Source organism: Endozoicomonas sp., from assembly GCF_051008435.1.
Classification (GTDB): domain Bacteria; phylum Pseudomonadota; class Gammaproteobacteria; order Pseudomonadales; family Endozoicomonadaceae; genus Endozoicomonas_A.
Map to the genome: position 1 here is coordinate 1 of NZ_JBPCXO010000240.1, position 19,513 is coordinate 19,513.

A 19,513-nucleotide genomic window follows, 5' to 3' on the forward strand; every position below is an offset into this window, starting at 1 on the left:
GCCAGCCTGCTGCTGTGATGTTGATTGTACCTCGCTAGGCTTGGCACAAGAGTCACAGTAGTAGACTGGTTCCGCAGTCCACAAGAATCTTCCTTCGTCAAACGCTAAAAACTGCAGAATCGAGTTATAGTTTTTTGTCTGCTAACAAAAACCTACCAGAAATCATCCGCTGGTGCTTCTTTCCTCAAATCGACTGATTTTTACCCACAAATATCCCTGAAGAGCCTTTCTTAAAAGTGTCTCTGATGACGGTATAGAGAATAAGAAAAATCTTTTTCCGCCTTTTAATAAATTGATGGATTGCTGTCGTTCATTTGATCAGAGTCAAAGTATCGCTCCTTTTTATTAAGTCGAGTGGTTTAATTGTTGAGCCGGTCGTTTTCTAATCTATTATCCCTTCTTGCTGAATGCTGAGCCCCTTGTTGCCTGCGGGAATAAGTTCCGCTTCTCAGTACTTCAGACAAATAAGCACAATATGGAATCATAAAAACGATGAAATACGGTTCTCTTCTTCGAGCTGTTCCGTTCTCTCTGGCTTTGCTTGGTGTGATGGGCTGCGACAAAACACCAGTAGCTATTGGTGGAATTGAGCAGAAGTCAGCAGTGACTCTGCAGTTCGATCCTGCTAATGGGAACATTCCTTATCCGAACGATCTCTATGGTTTCGATCATGATGGTACTTTGAGTGTTCCCGGCGAGGCTGACTGGTCATCATACAGTGAGTTGAACAGTCCCGATTCCTTCTGGCATTTCTATGGTACTCAAAAGGGCTGGGGCGCAAGAATGCCCATGATTATTCAGTTTGTATCCATGGCTGGAGAAATGGTTGATGAGCCCGTTGTCGATGAAAGTACTTTGCAGCGCAGTGTTTTGGTTTTCAAAGAAAGCGGACAAGGACTGGAGCCGCAGGAGTGGGGACGTGATTACAAAGCTTCCCTGGGGCAGCTGGGTGAGCTGAAAATTGAGCCGTTAGAATCTTTTGCTGAGAAAACAAGATACCTGGTGGTCCTTACCCGGGATTTGAAAGATGTTTCAGGCCAGAGCATCGAATCGCCTGAGGGTTACAGGCTTCTCTTGAGCAGTCATGACAGTCTGGGTAAGCATTTAAATAAAGTGGTGAAACAATTGGGCAGAGTGGGTGTTCGAAAGAACACGATTGTATTTGCTGCGGATTTTACAACCGTTTGAAGCACTTCTTAAGAACGAGAGTCACCTTTGTGAAAGAAGGCTAGGAGTTTGTCGGAATTCAGGCCGAAATTGCCTTAAGTCCGACAGATTTATAGTACCCTGCTGCATTCAGGTCAGGCGTTTTTTATAAAATCGGCCAGCCTGAACATGGGTTCTTTCAGCATGTTTTTTACCGTCTCGGAGGCTTCTATTTTCTCCAGGGCTATCTCCATACAGAGTAACCACTGATCCCGGTGGCTGGCATTGATCTGGTAGGGTTTGTGTGGAGACGTTAGGCAGACTGTGCCGTGTTTCTCAAGGTAAAGTCCCGGACCACCCAGCCAACCTGAAAGATACTCAAACAAACGCTGTTCAACGTCTTCAAGATTTCTGGCATGCATCTGGCGGATGGCTTTGGCTTCAGTTGTTTCATCCATAGCCTGATAGAAAGCTTTGGCAAGAGCCCGGACTTTTTCTTCACCGCCAAGAAGTTCATAAGGACTGCTGTTGCTCATTGACTCATATCTCTGTTGTTCTTCTTTATTGCAGAGATAATGCCATTCAATGAAAGCGTGACATTGATCTCTATCAATCAGAGTTATAAATCAAAAGAAAAAGTCAGACATCACCCTTATAGAAGTCTTTCTGGGCTTTGGTGACTTTTTTCAGATAGTTTCTCGACTCTTGTTTGGGGTGTTTGCGGGTGAGCGCCCAAAAAGCTTCTTCGGGTTCCATCTGATTAAGAATTGCCATGGCTCGGGTTCGGTTGGAGTGGAACGTTTTCAGAACATTCCCCGTCCCGCCATTGTAGGCTGAAATGATGGCATAGTGCCTGACCAGAGGGTCACGTACATTCTTGAGGTAGCGGGTTTCCAGAATGTGCAGGTAAGCGGTACCGGCATCAATATTGTTAGAAGGGTTGAAAAGATAGTTTCTGCTGGGTTGGCCATTACGACGTTTGACCAGTTTGAAAACATCTCTACCTGCCGTTGAAGGAATAATTTGCATCAGACCATAAGCGTTGGCATGACTGACAGCATAAGGGTTGAAACTGCTCTCGGTCCTCATAATGGCATAGATCAGGCTTTCCTTGATCTTATACCTTTGCGACATCTGTCGAACGATGCTGGCGTATTGATATTGACGCTTGATCAAATGGTCTCCGACCAGATCAAGGTCAATAGAATAAACAGTGCCTTTAGCGCTGGAGCGCGTGACTAACTGGTTGTCCATCAGATAGTCGGCAAACTGGCTGGCACGCCACTCCCAGCGAATGGGTTTGCCCTGCTGGTCCACTACCTGTCCGTAAAGCATGGGCTCTTCCCCAATGGGGACTGCTTTGTCGCTGAACAGGTCGACTTCGTCAGGGTTATAGGGTGTCAGCAGGGTGACAATAATAGCGTGTTTGAGGTCCTGCCGATCCAGGGTTTCAACGTGCACCTTGCCCTGTTCGAAGTTAACAAATACTCGAGTGCGGTAATTGTTAGTGTACTTGACGTATTCCTTGTTACTGGCACTTTTTTCATCGCCCCAGTTAACCCGTGCTTCTGTGGTGAGAATCCGAACCAGAGCCTCAAAGGCGATCACATCTTTCTGAATGCTCTGGGCGGTCTGAACGGTTGAGTAAACGTCCGCAACGGGTCCACCGAGCTCACGAATGACAACGTTGGTGGCATGATTAACGGCAGCGTTGTTAGAACAACTTGAGAGCAGAGGGATGATCAAACAGAAGCCAGCAATCCTTCGAGTCTTTTTGATGCAGGCATCGAAACGGCTTTCAGAATTGTCTGGCATTGAGTGGCTCACTTCCCTGTAATGGTCTTTTACTGCGAAAACAACGGATTAGGGACTTATCCCTGGAGTCCCTGGGATGCGCTTTTGTTCTGGATCATTTCGATCTTGTAACCATCCGGATCTTCAACAAAGGCAATTTCTGTTGTTCCGCCTTTTACCGGACCTGGCTCACGGGTGATGTTGCCACCGTTAGCACGAATGGTTTCACAAGTGGCGTAAATGTCATCAAAACCTATAGCGATATGGCCAAAGGCATTCCCTAAGTCATACTCTTTAGTGCCCCAGTTATAGGTCAGTTCAATCACTGCCTGTTCGGATTCATCGGCATATCCGACAAAGGCCAAAGTGTATTCGTATTGCTCATTATCGTGCTTGCGAAGCAGTTTCATACCCAGTACATCGGTATAAAAAGCAATGGAGCGATCCAGGTCGCCCACGCGAAGCATGGTGTGGAGAAGTCTCACAAAAAACTCCTGACATTCAGGTAAAGGAATGTTGAAACAAGAAACGCCAGTTTATCGGAAACCTTTAGTGACAGACAGCAGGTTTAGAGCTTGATGGAAAAATGCTTATTGACTCCCAGGGTCTATAAGTCCAATTTCAGCTATTCTTTCTTCAGGGTTAATCCTTTAATAGCTTTACCTTCCAGTTCCCCTCCTTTGAACTGAATCAGATAATCTGAGCCTTTTTCTTTCTGCAGCAGTTGGACCAGAACATAGTCCCAATCTTTGGCAAACCAGATCCAGGTCTCGCGATCATTATCTTCACGTACCACTTTTACACGAGTGGCATTGAGTTTACCGGCAGGGGTATCAAGGACTTCGTCAGCCTCGATAACAAAGCGTCTTTCGTAGACTTCGTCATCATCGACTACGGGGTACACCAGTGTCTTTTTACCGGACTTCAAATCCAGGCGTAATTGCAGTTGGTAAGAGAGAGGATCCTGGGCGCCGACTTTAAATTTGACCTTTGATTGTTCATCATCCTGTTGCCAGGATGCTTCCATGGACTTCCAGTCAAACTGGGCGGTCTTGGGTGGTTTACCACCAATCCCCTTGCGTTCGTATCGATATTCCAGGGGGCGTACTTGTCCGTCTTTTAAATTTATCCGACTGGTTTCATCCAGGCTGATTGAAGCGATGATTACGGAGGCGCTGGCTCCGAAGTCGAGAACCCACTGATCTCCCTCTTTTTTCAGACTGCGAGTGCCTGAACCACTGATTCCTGAAACTTCGGCTTTGTATTCAGCCGTGAATGGCTTCAGTGTGGTTTTTTCTGCTTCTTGTGCAAAGGAGGGAGTGCTGGCCAGTAAAAGGCCAGATACAAGGATGGCTTTGGCTGTTTTGAAAGGGATCATGGCAATTCCTTTTCTGGGGAATATCTCCCAAAAGTTCAATCACTGAGGGGAGGGAGATATTCACTGGTGATCGCCGGTCTGAAATTAACCCGTTTTCAAAACCTGAAAATACCGGGCAGGTCTATCAGGGGTTATTGTTCAGTGACGATATTTTTTTCAGATAGTCGATATCCTTGAGGGCCTAATGGCTTTTTGTCAAGTGAGATGACATCGTCTTTGATATCTATTCGGCCAGAAACAATCCAGTCTATAGCCTTGGGGTAAAGATAATGCTCCATAACCTTGACTCTCTGCTCAAGGGTTTGTGCGGTATCTGAAGAGGTAATTTCCAGTGCTGCCTGCAAGACAACAGAGCCACTGTCCAGTTCTTCAGTCACATAATGAACTGAAGTTCCGTGCTCTTTGTCACCAGCATCCAGGGCTGACTGGTAGGTATTCAGACCTTTATGTTTGGGTAGCAGGGAAGGGTGGATATTGATCAGTCTACCCTGGTAATGCTCGACAAAAGCACTGCTCAGAATACGCATATAGCCGGCAAGGACAATCAGATCAGGATTAAACCCATCAATACGTTGCATCAGCTCAAGATCAAACTGTTCCCTGCTGGCATAAAGTTTATGGTCGAGGCTCAGGGTGTCAACGCTGGCATTTTGTGCTCTTTCCAACCCATAAGCATCAGGGCGGTTACTGAGAACCCCCACGACCTGATAGCTGTATTGGTTTTGCTGGTCGAGAATGGCCTGCAATGTGGTGCCACTGCCAGATAGCAATACGACGACTCGATTGTTATCAGTCATTTCCGGTCTCAAGGTTCAAGTCTGTTGTAGAAAAAGGCCTGAGTTATGTCAATAAAAATACAGCTCACATGGGTCCTGTAAACCATTTAATGTTTCAGGGGAGCTGTATTTTCCGCTCATGGCTGTTTCCTTTGGAAACGGTTCAGGCCTTCTTGGTCTTTAACGGTAAACGACTTTGTCGCCGGAACCGGATTCCATATGGCCTATGATAAAGGCCTCTTCACCCAGTTCGTTTAATCTGGCAACGGCCTGTTCTGCCTGGTTTTCAGGGACACAGACAACCATGCCAACGCCACAGTTGAAGGTCAGATACATTTCTGACTGGGCGATATTGCCACCCTGCTGCAGGAATCTGAATACGGCAGGGATTTCCCAGCTTTCTGTATTAATAACAGCAGCACACCCTTCAGGAATGACCCTGGGCAGGTTTTCAGTCAGACCGCCGCCAGTAATGTGTGCCATGGCATGAACCGGCATTTCTTTCTGCAGCTGCAACAGTGACTTAACATAGATTCGGGTTGGAGCCATCAGGGCTTCAGCCAGGGGCTTGCCATCTATGTCACTGTTCAGATCAGCCTGGCTGACTTCCAGAACCTTTCGGATCAGGGAGTAACCATTGGAATGTGGGCCGCTGGACTTGAGGCCAATCAGGACATCTCCGGCGGCAACTTTGCTGCCATCAATGATATCTGATTTTTCGACGACACCTGTGCAGAAGCCTGCCAGGTCATAATCTTCACCCTGGTACATGCCCGGCATTTCGGCCGTTTCGCCACCAATAAGGGCGCAGCCAGCCTGTTTACAGCCTGTGCCAATACCGGTAACTACCTGTTCAGCAACGTCAACATTGAGTTTGCCCGTTGCATAGTAATCAAGGAAAAACAGAGGCTCTGCGCCACAGACCAGCAGGTCATTGACGCACATGGCCACCAGGTCAATACCAATGGTATCGTGCTTGCCCAGGTCCATTGCCAGTTTCAGTTTGGTGCCTACACCATCAGTCCCGGAAACCAGAACCGGCTCTTTATAGCCTGAAGGTATCTGGCACAGGGCGCCAAAGCCTCCCAGACCACCCATCACTTCGGGACGAGAGGTGGCTTTGGCCACATGCTTGATACGATCAACCAGGGCGTTGCCTGCCTGGATGTCGACACCAGCATCTTTATAGCTCAAAGAAGAGGCTGAGGAAGTTGTATCGCGGTCGCTATTGCTCATCGGAGATGTATCCGCACCGTGGAGTCTATTGTGGATTGATCAGAGCGCGCATTCTAACTTAACCCGAATGTTTCATAAAGCCGCTTGAATACTCCCTGATCGAAGAATAATGGATGACAGCCCTGACTCCTTTATAAAGATTTTCTACAAAACCAGAAAGTTATGGCAGAATGAAGGGATACTGGGCTCCGGGCGTTTCGTCTGGGTAATTAGTACTCTTTATATGGAAAAGCAGTCTTGTCAGCCATAGCTGACATTTCATGAACCCGTCTGTCTCTGTATTGATGCTCATGGCGGTTTGTTCAGGAAGAGTGCCTGTTTTTGATTCCGGACATTATGTATAGAACGCACAAGCTGGAACGATTGTTCCCTTTGTCGAGGCTGATATTCACATTGATGATGGCCTTGTTATCTTTTCAGCTGTCTGCTGCACAGATGCCCGAACTTTATCGTGTGGGCGTACCCGTCAGCAGCCAGGGGGGTGAGGTAAGAGATCAGGCCATGAAGCGGGCTTTGTCCGAGGTGCTGGTAAAAGTCACCGGGCAACGAAGTACCCTCAGTAATCCTGGGGTTAAGCAGTCGCTCAAGAAAGCTTCAGCGCTGGTTCAGAGTTTTGGTTATGAGCGCCGTGATACGGATACAGGGCAGCAGCTCTTTCTGCAGGTTCGTTTCGATGAGGCCGCCGTTAATCGACTGTTGCGTGATAATGGTTTGGGTATCTGGGATTCCAACAGGCCGGATACGATTGTCTGGCTGGCGATTGAAAAGCAGGGGAACAGACAAATTCTGAGAGAAGTAGCAGGTTCTCCTCTAGTGAGTGATCTCAAACGTGTTATGGCTGCCCGCTCATTGCCCCTGACTTTTCCTCTGATGGATTTTGAGGACAGTACCACAATTTCAGATGTTGATGTCTGGGGACTGTTTTCCGATAAACTGAGCCAGGCCTCGGTACGATACGGGTCTGAAGCCGTACTCGCGGGTCGTCTCAGTGAAGCTGGTGGCCGCTTTAATGGCCGCATAGTCCTTTTGTTCAGGAATCAGCGTTTTGATGCGACAGTGACGGACCTTTCTGCAGAGGGTCTTGCACTAGCCATCGCTGATCTTACCGGTAATACGCTTTCCAGACATTATGCCGTTCTGTCCGGTGGCAGCAGTGTTAACCCTGTACTGGAAGTGGATGGTATTGCCAGCACCCGGGATTATGCCGGGGTCGTCAATTATCTCAAAGGGCTGACTGCAGTGAGGGAAGTGACGGCTATTAAAGTCAGTGGTAACAAAATTGAACTGGAACTGGTGATTGATGGTACGCTGAGCCAGTTGTCTGATGCTATTGCTCTGGGGCGGAATCTGAGGGCGACTGGAGAAGATGAAATTAACCAGACGTTGAAATATCGCTGGCTGGGTAACTAGGAGCCTGACCGAGAATAGACAGGTCAGTCTCCTGGCCGGGAAGTCAGTCTTTAAATTCTGGAATGCCGGGCAAGCCATTTGCTTGGCAAGACGAGTCACTATAGAAGGAAAAAAATGACCAGACAGCAACAGTGGATGCTGGCAGGCATCGTGTTTGTGGGTGTTGTGCTGATTAATTTTGTCGGGGCTGTCATGACGCCCTTTGCCATCAGTGCCGTGCTTGCTTATTTAGGTGATCCACTGGTTGATCGTCTGGAAAAGCTGAAACTCTCCAGGACGCTTTCGGTAACACTGGTTTTTCTGGTTATTTTTACTTTTCTGGTACTGATGCTGTTAATCCTGATACCGGCACTGTTCCAACAGGTTAAAACCCTGATGCAGTTGCTTCCGGTCTGGGAAGAGTGGATTCGAATCAACGCCATCCCGAAACTGGTTGAATATACTGATCTGGATCCAGAATGGTTTGATGTTAGCCAACTGGTCAAAACTATGGCCGGAGAGTGGCAGAAAACCGGTGGCCTTCTGGCCGAACTGGGACGGTCTGTGACAAGCTCGGGCCTGGCCGTTATAGGCTTTCTGGTTAACCTGTTCCTGGTACCTGTCGTGACCTTTTACTTGCTGCGTGACTGGGATCATATGATGGAGCACATTCGTCTGATGCTCCCTGTGAATCTTGAACCTATCGTCGTTGAATTGGCCAGTGAGTGCGATGAAGTGCTGGGCGCTTTTCTTAAAGGTCAGCTGATGGTCATGTTGGCTCTTGGTTTGATCTATGGCTTGGGGCTTTGGGCCGTTGGGTTGCAGTTTGCATTGTTGATCGGTTTGCTGGCGGGTCTGGTCAGTATCATACCTTATATGGGATTTGTGGTCGGTTTCGCCACGGCTATAACCGTGGGTCTTTTTCAATTTGACAGCTATCTGCCGTTATTGATGGTGGCTGGCGTGTTTGCCCTGGGGCAGGCTCTGGAGGGCTGGGTATTGACTCCTTACCTGGTGGGGGATCGTATCGGTCTTCATCCGGTAGCCGTGATATTTGCCTTGATGGCCGGGGGGCAGATTCTGGGATTCGTTGGGATGCTAATAGCACTGCCATTAGCGGCCATTATTATGGTACTCTTGCGTCATCTGCATCGAAATTATAAGGCGAGCCACTTATACCATGCTGGTGAGCCGGGGGAGTAAGGTGATCTATGCCTACAGCGAACAGAAAGCCATTTTGCAATGCCAGTCAAACAAGGGTTCAGTGAAATGTTTTTGTTGCGAGTATCACCTGCAGATTTTATCAACCCGCTGAAGCTTATTATCTGATGTCGTATATGAGCCAGCCTGTGCAATTACCGCTCAGTGTCCAGATTAGGGACGATGCTACCTTTGAAAACTTTTTCAGCGGAGATAATGCTGCGCTGGTCAATATGCTGGATATGGATCAGCAGGTCAGTGGCGTCGACTCGGAACAGTTTATTTATCTCTATGGTGCTCCCGGTGTTGGATGCAGCCACCTCCTGCAGGCGGCTTGTCACCAGGTAGATAGCAGAAAAGGCCGCAGCATCTATTTACCCATGCAGGAGCTTGTGCATTACCCTTCAAAACTGCTTGAGGGTATGGAAAGGCTTCAGCTGGTCTGTATTGATGATGTTAACGCTGTGGCGGGTATTCCAGAGTGGGAAGAAGGGCTTTTTGATCTGTTCAATCGCCTCAGGGATTCCCAGACCCGTTTGCTGGTGGCTGCAGACTGTCCTCCCAAAAGACTCTCCATCACGCTGCCGGACCTGGTCTCGAGATTAAGCTGGGGATTGGTATTTCAGGTCCAGCCACTCAGTGACAAAGATAAAGTTTCAGCTTTACAGCTCCGGGCTCATTTGCGCGGGCTGGATATGAATGAAGATGTAGCCCGGTATATTATATACCGCAGTAACCGGGATATGGGGCATTTGTTTAAAATGCTGCAGAAGCTGGACAGTGCTTCACTCAGAGCTAAAAGGAAGTTGACCATCCCCTTCGTAAAACAAGTCATGAACTGGTAATCAAGAGAAGTAGTATGCAAACCCAGCAGTCGGTTATCCGGTTTGTGCTCTTTGTTGTAATTGTTCTGGTTATTCTGCTGTCATTGATTTCAGTAGTGTTAATGGTTCCTGGCCGTTATACCGACCAGCTGCTCCAACAGATAGAAGATCAAACTGGCGTTGAAGTCCTCCCTGTTGCCAAGGAATATTCCTTTTTATCCGGTCAGTTTCTGCTCACTAATCCAGAGCTCAGAATTTCTCCAGGAATTACACTCAAATCAGAAGCTATTGGTCTTAATGTCGCCTGGACTTCTCTCTGGAAAGATAAAATAGAGCTGGATCGAATCGACTTTAACAAGCCCAAAATTTTTATTGATCTGGCCATTATTGGGCAAAAACCGCCCATGCCCAATCTTTATCATTTCCTCAGGGAAACGGGACAATTTGTCTTTGAAGACGGTTCAATGAAGGTGATGGATACTGAGCAGGCCGATTCCAGTGAAGTAGTCACTATTGATTTCAGCAAGATGGAGCTGAAAACCCATCGACCGGATCAGATTGATGTCGAAGTGGTTAGAGAATCCAAAGACAGTAACTGGTCTCTGGGCGGTATCATTGATTTAAATGAACTGGTGTTGTCAGGTCAGTTATCGGTTGATGAATTGCCTCTTGCTGATGTTCTGAATCAGGGCTTGATTCAATGTGCGGACTGTTCTCTGGAGGGGCGTTTATCGTCGGACCTTTCAGTAGACTGGTCAAACGATCAGGGAATGGAACTGACTGGCACCGCTAAAGTGCTGGATGGTCAATATCAGGATTTGAACTCAGGTCTTGATCTGAGGTGGAAGGAGTTGTTTGCTGAAGGTTTTCAATTTAAAAATCGTGAGGGTTTTGTTGAAGATCTGTCGTTCAGAGACGGCTTGCTAAGCGTTAACGGAAGTCCATTGGAGCAAGTAGCAAAAGCGGTGGGCAGCTCTCTGTCCGCAAGTGGTGCTCTGCTGGTAACGGTGAAAAATGTTGAATTTAATGGGGCTGTTCAGTCAACTCAAATGCAGCACAGGGCGTTGTTCAGCAATAGCCGGATTGAGTTGGAAGTATTGAGTCCGGGACAGTATACCTATCAGCTCAATGGACAATGGTTGGAACGGGTTCCGGTCTTTATGGAAGGTAGCGTTGATCTGAAAAGAGCGATTGCCTCCACTTCGAATATTTCAGTCAGAGATGTAGACTTGTCAATACTGCCTGTTAAAGAGCGTTCAGTGGCTGGATATGATCTGGCAGGAAGCCGGGTCAATCTCAACCTTGTTTCTTCTGCAGGAAGTAGCATTAGGGGGAAGCTGACTTTTACAAAACTGGAAGCCAAGCCTTTAAAGCCTGAGTTAGACATCAAGGATGTCAAAGCTTTAATGACCAGTGTTCAGTCAATAATCAGCGTTGATGTTTCAGCCCGTGGAGGGCAGTCCCCCGTTGCTGCGGCAGGAATCGCAACGCAGTCGACCTGGAATCGTGTGCTGGATCAACCTTTGCAATACTTATCTCAACAGGCCGGTATTACCCCTGCATTGTCGAATAACCTGACTATGCCAGCTGGCAAGGCAACTTTGACAGAACGTGATAAAACACAGTTAAAGGGCTGGAGTAAAGTGCTCAAAATAAGGCCTGAACTCAATATCTCTGTGAAAGCCATAGCGAGTAAAGAGAAAGACTGGCCTACCCTGTCCAGTGCAGAGCTTGAAGCTGACCTGCTTGAACTCTATTCTGCCATCAGCCGGAGTAAGCCGGGAGAGGTGAAAGAGATTCCTGTGGATGTCAGGGGGCAGTTGATTGAACAGATGTATCTGCGAGCTCATAACCGAAAATTACCGGAAGTAGGCGATACCAGTCACAGCAAGCGTGCGAAAGAAGCTGAACAGTGGTTATTGGAAAACTGGCCAGCCAATCAGGAAAAAATGACTAAGCTGGCGACTCAACGTTTCAATGCAGTGAATGAATTTTTGTTGAGTGAAGGTGTAGCTAAGAAGCGTATCATCAGCGTACCTGCATCAACAGTGGACCAGGCAAAATCGGCCATCGAAGTTCAGCTTGCTTATTAAGTCTGACGGAAGTCACAAAAAAGCTCCTGCGATGGCAGGAGCTTTTTTGTTTGGCGCAGAAGAATAAAAGACGGCGCTTTAATAGAATGCTATCACTGGGGCTGGTTATTTAATTGTCCCTGCCAGCGAGTAAACATCATCGCAGATACAAACAGCAGACTGCTGAATACTGTAATCAGCCAGCCATGAATGGAATCTGTGATAAACCATGCATCCAGAACGCCGCTGATGAAGTAGAAGCAGAGAATAAAGCACAACCAGGCTGATGCTCTTGGCTGGCGCTTGATCAATCCATACAGAGGTGCCAGCAAAGGGATGATGGTGAAGGAAGCAATCATCCAGACCGACTTTTCCGGGGGATGGAGCCAAAGCATTTTTGCAATCTGTGAAGCCAGCAGACAGACATAAAGTACAAGGCTAATCCGGTAGCTGAGATTGGCTTTTTGAGTCAGGTCCTGCACGATTAAAGGATCTCCAGGACGGATTCTGGCGGGCGACCTACCCGGGCCTGTCCATTACAGACGACAATGGGTCTCTCAATCATTTTGGGATAGGCGACCATTGTCTCGATTTGCTGTTGTTCCGACAGTTCTTGTCCCTTGATATGATCTTTGTATTCCTGCTCTCCCTTACGCATTAGCTCTTCAGGGCTTTTACCGAGTTGCTTCAGAATGTCTCTCAGGGTTTCTTTGCTGGGAGGCGTATCCAAATAGAGTACAACATCGGGCGATAGGCCCTTTTCTTCAATCAGGGCCAGGGTCTGTCTGGATTTTGAGCAGCGAGGGTTATGGTAAATCGTAACGCTCATATTTCTATTCTCTCTATTGCTATGAAAATGCCGCTATTTTGGGCTCTGTAGCCATTTTCATGATTGGGAGTGAGCGGCATTTTCGGCTCACGGCTGTTTATTCTCGGACAGCCTCAAGGAGACATTTCCAAGAGTCTGTCATCGTAATGCGAGTAGACGGGAAGGTTATCGTTGAATGAGCCTGGGTGCAATTGATACGCAGGGTGCATGCAGCTTACAGCAGGATTGGGCAAATTTTCTGTAAATCCACTCACTTTAATGCTGACCGATCATATAATTCCTCCACATATGCTATCAGAGCGTCTAAGCTTGGTCGGTTCCGCTGATGAATCAGTTTGTCACGGAGGCTCCGGATATGAAATTGCTTTCATGACTCGCTGGTAGAAACGGTTCTAACAACAAACTTCCTTCTCAAAGGCAGGTATGATCATGTACAAGCTTAAACAGTTGCTGATTGTGATTATTGCAGTTGTAGCGACTGGCTGTTCCAGTCAGCGACTCGACTGGGACTATAACAATACCCCTGCTGCTACTCAGTCCATGAAAGAATGGAAAACTTATGCCTGGCTCAGCAAGCCTGGTGAGAACAATAAGATTGAGGGCTATCACATTGATGGTCTGATGGATATGCGAATCCGTACTGCCATTAGTCGCGACCTTCAGGCCAGGGGGTATCGTGAGGTGACCACAGGAGATCGTCCGGATTTTCTGGTTAACTATCTGACCACCACCCGCACACGCAGGGAGCTTGATCAGATTACGACTTCCATGGGTTATGGCTGGGGTGCCTGGGGAATGGGAGCCACTACAGAAACGCGGGTAAGGGATTATCAGGAAGGTTCACTGATTATTGATTTTGTGAACCCTAAAAGCCATGAGCTGGAATGGCGTGGCCGTTCTACTTCAAGAGTGACCCGCAGTGCTTCTCCTGAAGACAGAACAGAAAAGGTGAATACCGCTGTTAAAGGAATACTGGATGGCTTTCCTCCCGGGCACAAGAACTGATACTCTTCTTTAAGCAGAAGTGAGCCTGGTAAATTCATAAAGCCGCTTGAGTCAGGTTGAAGCGAGTAGAAGCGCTGAAGTGTTCGTTTTTTAGTGTATGAAAATAAACGAGCATCGCTCGTCGGCTTCTCGCTAGCTCTTTTTCCGCCATGACAGCATTTTCTCGTCAGATCCATGCAATAAGCATGAATAGGACAAGAAAATGTGTCAGCCGAAAAAATAGCAGAGCGATAAACTCGACACTTTATGAAATTTCCGGGCTGGAGTCTGGCTGAATACCTCTTTCAGGCAGACTCTTTTCAATATCAGGGATTTGTTATGACAGGTTCGCACCTTTCCAATACTTCAAAGGTTCAACTGATTCAATGGTTCCGGGCCTTCTTCCTGTCTGTCTCTGATACTTTTTTTAAACACCGTTGCCTTGATAATGCCGCTGCACTGACTTATACGACTCTGTTTGCTGTAGTACCCATGATGACGGTCACCTATAGCATGCTTTCGGCGATTCCCTCTTTTCAGGGAGTGGGTGAAACGGTTCAGAGTTTTATCTTTAGCCATTTTGTTCCGACAGCCGGCGAACAAATTCAGTCTTATCTTTCCAGCTTTTCGCAGCAAGCCCGAAAACTGACCGGGGTGGGTATAGTCTTTCTGGTAGTCACAGCTTTCATGATGCTCAGGACCATTGATCGTGCGATCAATCAGATCTGGCAGGTAGACAGGGTTCGTCGTGGGATTACCGGCTTCCTGCTGTACTGGGCGATTCTCAGCATGGGACCTTTCCTGATCGGAGTTGGGTTTGTGCTGACCTCTTATCTGGCGTCGCTCAAACTGATAGCTGACACTACGGCCTATCTTGGCGTTGATCAGTGGTTGTTGCGATTAACCCCCATGCTCTTGAGCAGCATTGTCTTTACTCTGCTCTACCTGGCCGTGCCCAATCGACGGGTCCCTTTTCGTCATGCTTTAGGAGGGGCGCTGGTAGTAGCCTTTATGCTGGAGCTGGCAAAGGCTGGGTTTGCTCTCTTTATTACTCTATCACCGTCGTATCATCTGATTTATGGTGCCTTTGCGGCCGTTCCTTTGTTCCTGCTGTGGATTTATCTCAGTTGGATACTGGTTCTGTTTGGTGCGGTGTTGGTCAGGAGTTTTGCCTTGTCGAACCAGATGCGAAATGAGGCATTGCCGCCATTACTGGGTGTTCTGGTGGTGCTCAATGGTTTTAATGAGCAGTTCCAGAAAGGGTTGAGTCTTAAGCTTAAACAGCTGCATCTAAGTGGTTGGAATCTTTCCCTGGAGGATTGGGAGCGCTATACCAGCTATCTTCTGGAGCAGGGCGTTGTCAGTAAGAATGATCTGGGGGAAATGATTCTTGCCAAAGACCTCAGGCATCTGGAGCTCAATGCGTTGTGTCAGCAATTGCCCTGGTCGTTGCCATCGGATCAGGAGTTAGTCAGCGTAGCAACTCAAAACAAACCTGAATGGTTTGGTCAGTTAATTGATCGTCTTAAGCAGTTGAATGAGAAACAGCGGGCTGTTCTCGACTGCAATATTGATCGGTTGTTCAATGCGTAAATGCAGTTCTCCCACGCTCCGTAGTCATTTCTTTTTTTGAGGTGTGTCGCTTTTCCGGCTCATGGCTATTTGTTCAATCCTGAAAATGATGACCTCAGTCAAAATATGATTTAATAAATGCAACCGGTTATTGAAACCGGTTACATTTGATCTTTAGTATTGATACTCTCTCTCAGCATGTTAATAAAGGTCGGTCGTTGTGAAGCTCTGTTGTGAAAACGCTGTTATTACATCGTTATTCATAGCTCAGTGATAAGGATTTTTGCTCCATACATTCATCAGGGTGAGGGAAATCACTCATCTGATTTTCCTGTTGAATGAGCGATTATGCCCAACTTCACAATGACATCAGAATTCAGAAGTACAATACGCACGGTGGTGTTATGCAGAACATTGCAAACAGGATGGAGCAGGCATTGATGCCTCTGGCCAGCAAACTGGCTAATATCAAGTATCTGATTGCTTTACGTGACGGTATGGTTTACGCCATGCCGTTCTTTATAGTGGGTTCCATCCTGCTGTTGTTACTGAATCTGCCTCTGACTGATCCTGCCAACTTTATGTTCTCCCAATGGTATACAGACCTGATGGCTGAATATAAAGGCGACTGGCTGCAGCCATTCTATGCGACACTGGGCATGTCTTGCCTGTTCATCTCTTTTGGTATTGGTTCCAGCCTGGGTAAGCAATACGGTCTGCCTGAAATCACCAGTGGTTTCCTGTCTCTGTTTGCTTTCCTGCTGGTAGCAGCTCCGGTTACTGGTTGGCCTCCTGCCATTAATGCCAGCTATCTGGACAGTAAGGGTATGTTCACTGCGATTCTGGTGTCCTACCTGGCCATTGAAATCTATCGTTTCATGCATACCCGCAAGCTGACGATCAAGCTGCCAGAACAGGTGCCACCGGCCATTGCCCGCTCTTTTGAGTCTCTGACGCCTGTGATTGCCATTATTCTGGTGCTGCAGCCTCTAAATATTTTTGTGGCTTCTCTGGGTGATGACGGAATGCTGATTCCTGAGCTGATGATGCAGTTGTTTATCCCTCTGGTGGGTGCAGCCGACTCTCTGCCTGGTTTGTTGCTGATTGTTCTGCTGGTACACGTCCTCTGGTTCTGTGGTTTACACGGTACCAACATTGTTGTTGGTGTCATTACTGCGATTATGCTGACGAATTTGCAGGCTAACCAGGCTGCACTGGAAGCCGGTGAAGTTCTGCCTGCTATTTTTGCCGGTGGCTTCCTCGATAGCTTTGTGTATCTGGGTGGTGCAGGTGCTACCTTGGGTCTGGCCATTGCCATGTCCATCAGCAAAAGTGCTCACCTGCGTTCAATTGGTCGTCTGTCAGTAGTTCCCGGGCTGTTCAACATTAATGAGCCCGTTATCTTTGGTGCTCCGGTGATTATGAACCCGATTCTGGGTATCCCTTTCATCGGTATTCCTCTGATTAATGTGACAGTGGCATATATGGCTACATCCATGGATCTCGTTGGCCGCGTAGTAGCTCTGGTGCCCTGGACAACACCGGGTCCTTTGGCAGCTTTCCTGAGTACTAATTTCAGTGTTAGCGCACTGGTACTGAGTCTGCTTCTGGTCGCCTTCTCAACAGTAGCTTATCTGCCATTCCTGAATGTTTACAGCCGTTCGCTGGAAGCACAGGAAGCAGAGCAGGCTTCAGGAAAGACGGCAACGGCCTGATAATCTGAATCGTCTGATCATTTTGAAAACCGGCCTTTTTCAGGCCGGTTTTTTTATGGGCGAATTTTAAAGGGCAAGAATTATTAGCTGGAGACTGGCAATGAGAGAGTGAGCAGGTAAGATGTATAGCTTAATTGCTGGTAGAAACTCTATTTAATACAACAATAAGAACAAGATAGGAGTTACCGTGTCGAAACATCACTGGATGATTTATGGGGCAAACGGTTTTACTGGAGAATTAATAGCCCGCCAGGCCAAAGCTTTGGGGATGAATCCCATCCTTGCCGGCAGAAGTGCCAAGAAGATTGAGTCCATTGCCGATGCTTTGGAGTTGTCCTTCAGGTGCTTTTCCCTTGATGATTCGGAAGCGACGGAGAGTGCTCTAGCCGATATCAGTGTCGTTCTTCATTGTGCAGGACCTTTTTCAGCGACTTCAAAACCTATGGTGGATGCCTGTCTGAAAACAGCCACCCATTATCTGGATATTACCGGTGAAATTCCTGTGCTCCAGAGTATTCATGATCGAGACAAAGAGGCAAAGGCGGCCGGTTGTATGTTGTTGCCAGGCGTAGGCTTTGACATAGTTCCAACGGATTGTTTAGCCGCGATTCTTGCCCGGCAGATGCCTGATGCCAAAAGTCTGGAACTGGCCTTTTGTGGTGAAGGTGGAACCAGCCCGGGTACAGTAAAAACCATGATCGAGATGCTGGCAGACGGTGGTCGTGTGCGAAAAAATGGTGAGATTAAAGAAGTGCCGGCAGCCTACAGGCGAAAGGTGATTCATTTCTCTGACCGTGAACTTTGGTCCATGACAGTACCTTGGGGGGATGTTTGTACAGCTTGGTATTCAACGGGAATAGATAATGTTGCGGTCTACACAGCGGTGCCCAGGACGGCAGCTCTGATGAGCAGAATATTGAGTCCACTGATGAAAGTCTTGAACTATAAGCCTTTGCAGCAATGGTTAAAGAGCAAAGCTGAAAAGATAGAAGGCCCTGATAAAGATGTGAGAGACAGTGGTTGTATGCATATCTGGGGAAAGGTGCATCATCAGGATGGTCGTTCTGTAGAAGCCTGGCTGGATGTGGCGGAAGGTTATCAGTTTACGGTTCATGCCTCCTTGAAAGTAGTCAGTAATGTTCTCTCGGGTCATTTCAAACCCGGGGCGCAAACGCCCTCAATGGCCTTTGGGGCTGACTTTGTGTGCGACTTGCCAGGATCGAAGCTGGAGTCTGTTCAGGAGCTTTGAGGTCAGGCTCCTGAACAGGGAGCCATGCTGTTTTTTACTGGTAGTAAATCATTTTTATCTTCTCTACCGAATCGTCACTGCTCAAACTGAACTTTGCATCAGCAAAGCTGGGCAGGTCATTTCGTCCGGCGTTTTGAGAATAGGCGTAGCCTTCCGTTGGAATCATACCTTTTGAGTCAAGATCCATATTTTTGTTTTCATCGTGGAAGACAAAGACGGCATAGTCTCCTTCGGGAAGGTTGAAGGACTGTTCAACACCAATGGATTCAGGCTTTATCACAAACTGTATGGCTGCCTGTTCATAGTCAGCCATCTCAAATATATCTTTATTATCGAATATGGCGCCGTAGATAATCCCTTTATCATTTCTGATATTCGTGATGATCAGCTTGAGCTGCCCATCGCCTTCAACATTTTTTACTGTTTCGGTATTGTGCTCGGAGCTGCTGTCGGACATGGAATACATAAAGCCAATTCCAGCCAGGGCAGCCAGTACCACAAATCCTAAAGACATTAATGCCATGCGCATATTCGTGAATTCCTTCTGTTTAAAAGTTTAGAGCTATCAAGCCGCTTCCTGGGCAGATTTATGAGGCTCTTGTTGTCTGGCAGACTGTTCTTCGTTTGGCTTCTGAAAGCGGTAGTAACGCCAGGTTGGGCTCTTAAAAATGATTCCATAGACGTCTGAGAAAGACTTTGCCTGGGTTAGATCTTTAGCCATTCGATAGTAGCCATGAAAGAAAACCGATACTGGGTTTGATGTGTTCACTGGAATAGTAAGCCCGTAATTTGGGCGGGTATCTTCTTCCCGGAAGGATCCAAACATTTTGTCCCAGATGATCAAGACGCTGCCGTAGTTTTTATCCAGGTATTTCCAGTCTGATCCATGATGAACTCTGTGATGGGACGGAGTATTGAAAACCTTTTCCAGTGGCCCCAGTTTTGGACAGCGTTCTGTATGAAGTAAAGTTTGATAGAACTGATGAAGATTCTCACAAACCAATACAATGGCAGGGTGGAAGCCAAGTAAAACCAGGGGCAGATGGAAAGCTGCTGATACCAGTCCATCTAAAGGGCCAAATCGATAGGCAACAGCAATATTCATATAGGGTGAGCTGTGGTGAACCGAATGTGTTGCCCAAAGGAAATTAACCCGATGAGTCGCTCTGTGGTGCCAGTAGTAGGTGAAATCTGCCAGGAGAAAACAGACGGCAAATGACAGAAGGCTAGGAGTCTGTCGGACTTAGCCGACCGTAGCGAGAAAAAGTCCGGTTTGAGACAGTTTTTATGATTATTTGAGGCGAATAGCGAGCTATTCAACGAAAAGAATCATAGAAAATGGCCAAATC

At 47.4% G+C, this 19,513-nt stretch carries 19 protein-coding genes; 9 read left to right on the forward strand and 10 right to left on the reverse strand.

The window, feature by feature from the left end:
• Nucleotides 1-492: 492 nt before the first annotated feature.
• Complete coding sequence (locus ACR2PX_RS12200) at nucleotides 493-1,188, forward strand: hypothetical protein (RefSeq protein WP_433999630.1); 696 nt, start codon at nucleotides 493-495, stop codon at nucleotides 1,186-1,188.
• Nucleotides 1,189-1,301: 113 nt separating this feature from the next.
• Here the strand turns inward: ACR2PX_RS12200 and ACR2PX_RS12205 are convergent, their stop codons facing one another.
• From ACR2PX_RS12205 to purM, 6 genes are all read right to left on the reverse strand, one after another.
• The gene (locus ACR2PX_RS12205) at nucleotides 1,302-1,682 is read right to left on the reverse strand and encodes a group II truncated hemoglobin (protein ID WP_433999631.1); all 381 of its coding nucleotides are present in this window, start codon (nucleotides 1,680-1,682) and stop codon (nucleotides 1,302-1,304) included.
• A gap of 103 nt (nucleotides 1,683-1,785) precedes the next feature.
• Nucleotides 1,786-2,961, reverse strand: a complete 1,176-nt coding sequence (gene mltC, locus ACR2PX_RS12210; protein WP_433999632.1) for a membrane-bound lytic murein transglycosylase MltC — start codon at nucleotides 2,959-2,961, stop codon at nucleotides 1,786-1,788.
• Between the two features lie 56 nt (nucleotides 2,962-3,017).
• Nucleotides 3,018-3,425, reverse strand: a complete 408-nt coding sequence (gene gloA, locus ACR2PX_RS12215; protein ID WP_433999633.1) for a lactoylglutathione lyase — start codon at nucleotides 3,423-3,425, stop codon at nucleotides 3,018-3,020.
• Nucleotides 3,426-3,565: 140 nt separating this feature from the next.
• Nucleotides 3,566-4,318, reverse strand: a complete 753-nt coding sequence (locus tag ACR2PX_RS12220) for a DUF3108 domain-containing protein (protein ID WP_433999634.1) — start codon at nucleotides 4,316-4,318, stop codon at nucleotides 3,566-3,568.
• A gap of 131 nt (nucleotides 4,319-4,449) precedes the next feature.
• Nucleotides 4,450-5,115 carry a phosphoribosylglycinamide formyltransferase gene (purN, locus tag ACR2PX_RS12225; RefSeq protein ID WP_433999635.1) on the reverse strand — a complete coding sequence of 222 codons (666 nt, stop codon included), beginning with the start codon at nucleotides 5,113-5,115 and terminating at the stop codon, nucleotides 4,450-4,452.
• Between the two features lie 159 nt (nucleotides 5,116-5,274).
• On the reverse strand, nucleotides 5,275-6,330 hold the full coding sequence (gene purM, locus ACR2PX_RS12230; protein ID WP_433999636.1) for a phosphoribosylformylglycinamidine cyclo-ligase: 1,056 nt from the start codon (nucleotides 6,328-6,330) through the stop codon (nucleotides 5,275-5,277).
• A 336-nt stretch (nucleotides 6,331-6,666) separates the two neighbouring features.
• Here purM and ACR2PX_RS12235 point away from each other — a divergent pair, with 336 nt between their 5' ends.
• The 4 genes from ACR2PX_RS12235 (at nucleotide 6,667) to ACR2PX_RS12250 (ending at nucleotide 11,836) form a co-directional block, all read left to right on the forward strand.
• Complete coding sequence (locus ACR2PX_RS12235; RefSeq protein ID WP_433999637.1) at nucleotides 6,667-7,740, forward strand: DUF2066 domain-containing protein; 1,074 nt, start codon at nucleotides 6,667-6,669, stop codon at nucleotides 7,738-7,740.
• 114 nt (nucleotides 7,741-7,854) lie between these two features.
• Nucleotides 7,855-8,922 (forward strand): AI-2E family transporter, encoded by a 1,068-nt coding sequence (locus tag ACR2PX_RS12240; protein ID WP_433999638.1) that lies wholly within the window; start codon nucleotides 7,855-7,857, stop codon nucleotides 8,920-8,922.
• A gap of 125 nt (nucleotides 8,923-9,047) precedes the next feature.
• The gene (hda, locus tag ACR2PX_RS12245; protein ID WP_433999639.1) at nucleotides 9,048-9,764 is read left to right on the forward strand and encodes a DnaA regulatory inactivator Hda; all 717 of its coding nucleotides are present in this window, start codon (nucleotides 9,048-9,050) and stop codon (nucleotides 9,762-9,764) included.
• A 14-nt stretch (nucleotides 9,765-9,778) separates the two neighbouring features.
• Nucleotides 9,779-11,836, forward strand: coding sequence for a hypothetical protein (locus ACR2PX_RS12250; RefSeq protein WP_433999640.1), 2,058 nt, complete (start codon nucleotides 9,779-9,781; stop codon nucleotides 11,834-11,836).
• A 92-nt stretch (nucleotides 11,837-11,928) separates the two neighbouring features.
• Here the strand turns inward: ACR2PX_RS12250 and ACR2PX_RS12255 are convergent, their stop codons facing one another.
• On the reverse strand, nucleotides 11,929-12,297 hold the full coding sequence (locus ACR2PX_RS12255) for a DUF2069 domain-containing protein (protein ID WP_433999641.1): 369 nt from the start codon (nucleotides 12,295-12,297) through the stop codon (nucleotides 11,929-11,931).
• A 2-nt stretch (nucleotides 12,298-12,299) separates the two neighbouring features.
• On the reverse strand, nucleotides 12,300-12,644 hold the full coding sequence (gene arsC, locus ACR2PX_RS12260; protein ID WP_433999642.1) for an arsenate reductase (glutaredoxin): 345 nt from the start codon (nucleotides 12,642-12,644) through the stop codon (nucleotides 12,300-12,302).
• Nucleotides 12,645-13,073: 429 nt separating this feature from the next.
• On the opposite strand from arsC, the gene ACR2PX_RS12265 reads away from it, so the two are divergent.
• The 4 genes from ACR2PX_RS12265 to ACR2PX_RS12280 all read left to right on the forward strand — a co-directional run bounded on the left by ACR2PX_RS12265 (nucleotide 13,074) and on the right by ACR2PX_RS12280 (nucleotide 18,164).
• On the forward strand, nucleotides 13,074-13,649 hold the full coding sequence (locus tag ACR2PX_RS12265) for a DUF4136 domain-containing protein (RefSeq protein ID WP_433999643.1): 576 nt from the start codon (nucleotides 13,074-13,076) through the stop codon (nucleotides 13,647-13,649).
• Between the two features lie 318 nt (nucleotides 13,650-13,967).
• Complete coding sequence (locus ACR2PX_RS12270) at nucleotides 13,968-15,221, forward strand: YihY family inner membrane protein (protein WP_433999644.1); 1,254 nt, start codon at nucleotides 13,968-13,970, stop codon at nucleotides 15,219-15,221.
• A gap of 383 nt (nucleotides 15,222-15,604) precedes the next feature.
• Complete coding sequence (locus tag ACR2PX_RS12275; RefSeq protein ID WP_433999645.1) at nucleotides 15,605-16,915, forward strand: PTS sugar transporter subunit IIC; 1,311 nt, start codon at nucleotides 15,605-15,607, stop codon at nucleotides 16,913-16,915.
• 187 nt (nucleotides 16,916-17,102) lie between these two features.
• The gene (locus tag ACR2PX_RS12280; protein ID WP_433999646.1) at nucleotides 17,103-18,164 is read left to right on the forward strand and encodes a saccharopine dehydrogenase family protein; all 1,062 of its coding nucleotides are present in this window, start codon (nucleotides 17,103-17,105) and stop codon (nucleotides 18,162-18,164) included.
• 34 nt (nucleotides 18,165-18,198) lie between these two features.
• On the opposite strand, the gene ACR2PX_RS12285 is transcribed toward ACR2PX_RS12280, so the two are convergent.
• Together ACR2PX_RS12285 and ACR2PX_RS12290 are read right to left on the reverse strand one after the other, a co-directional pair.
• Complete coding sequence (locus ACR2PX_RS12285; RefSeq protein WP_433999647.1) at nucleotides 18,199-18,693, reverse strand: DUF2141 domain-containing protein; 495 nt, start codon at nucleotides 18,691-18,693, stop codon at nucleotides 18,199-18,201.
• Nucleotides 18,694-18,729: 36 nt separating this feature from the next.
• The gene (locus ACR2PX_RS12290) at nucleotides 18,730-19,386 is read right to left on the reverse strand and encodes a sterol desaturase family protein (RefSeq protein WP_433999648.1); all 657 of its coding nucleotides are present in this window, start codon (nucleotides 19,384-19,386) and stop codon (nucleotides 18,730-18,732) included.
• Nucleotides 19,387-19,513 lie beyond the last annotated feature (127 nt).

What these genes read in the sequence shown, in the direction of transcription:
- ACR2PX_RS12220 (WP_433999634.1), bottom strand. Translation starts at nt 4,318, where the DNA reads ATGATCCCTTTCAAAACAGCCAAAGCCATCCTTGTATCTGGCCTTTTA.
- ACR2PX_RS12235 (WP_433999637.1), top strand. Translation starts at nt 6,667, where the DNA reads ATGTATAGAACGCACAAGCTGGAACGATTGTTCCCTTTGTCGAGGCTG.
- arsC (WP_433999642.1), bottom strand. Translation starts at nt 12,644, where the DNA reads ATGAGCGTTACGATTTACCATAACCCTCGCTGCTCAAAATCCAGACAG.
- purM (WP_433999636.1), bottom strand. Translation starts at nt 6,330, where the DNA reads ATGAGCAATAGCGACCGCGATACAACTTCCTCAGCCTCTTCTTTGAGC.
- hda (WP_433999639.1), top strand. Translation starts at nt 9,048, where the DNA reads ATGTCGTATATGAGCCAGCCTGTGCAATTACCGCTCAGTGTCCAGATT.
- ACR2PX_RS12205 (WP_433999631.1), bottom strand. Translation starts at nt 1,682, where the DNA reads ATGAGCAACAGCAGTCCTTATGAACTTCTTGGCGGTGAAGAAAAAGTC.
- ACR2PX_RS12285 (WP_433999647.1), bottom strand. Translation starts at nt 18,693, where the DNA reads ATGCGCATGGCATTAATGTCTTTAGGATTTGTGGTACTGGCTGCCCTG.
- ACR2PX_RS12265 (WP_433999643.1), top strand. Translation starts at nt 13,074, where the DNA reads ATGTACAAGCTTAAACAGTTGCTGATTGTGATTATTGCAGTTGTAGCG.
- ACR2PX_RS12275 (WP_433999645.1), top strand. Translation starts at nt 15,605, where the DNA reads ATGCAGAACATTGCAAACAGGATGGAGCAGGCATTGATGCCTCTGGCC.
- purN (WP_433999635.1), bottom strand. Translation starts at nt 5,115, where the DNA reads ATGACTGATAACAATCGAGTCGTCGTATTGCTATCTGGCAGTGGCACC.
- ACR2PX_RS12240 (WP_433999638.1), top strand. Translation starts at nt 7,855, where the DNA reads ATGACCAGACAGCAACAGTGGATGCTGGCAGGCATCGTGTTTGTGGGT.
- ACR2PX_RS12250 (WP_433999640.1), top strand. Translation starts at nt 9,779, where the DNA reads ATGCAAACCCAGCAGTCGGTTATCCGGTTTGTGCTCTTTGTTGTAATT.
- mltC (WP_433999632.1), bottom strand. Translation starts at nt 2,961, where the DNA reads ATGCCAGACAATTCTGAAAGCCGTTTCGATGCCTGCATCAAAAAGACT.
- ACR2PX_RS12270 (WP_433999644.1), top strand. Translation starts at nt 13,968, where the DNA reads ATGACAGGTTCGCACCTTTCCAATACTTCAAAGGTTCAACTGATTCAA.
- ACR2PX_RS12200 (WP_433999630.1), top strand. Translation starts at nt 493, where the DNA reads ATGAAATACGGTTCTCTTCTTCGAGCTGTTCCGTTCTCTCTGGCTTTG.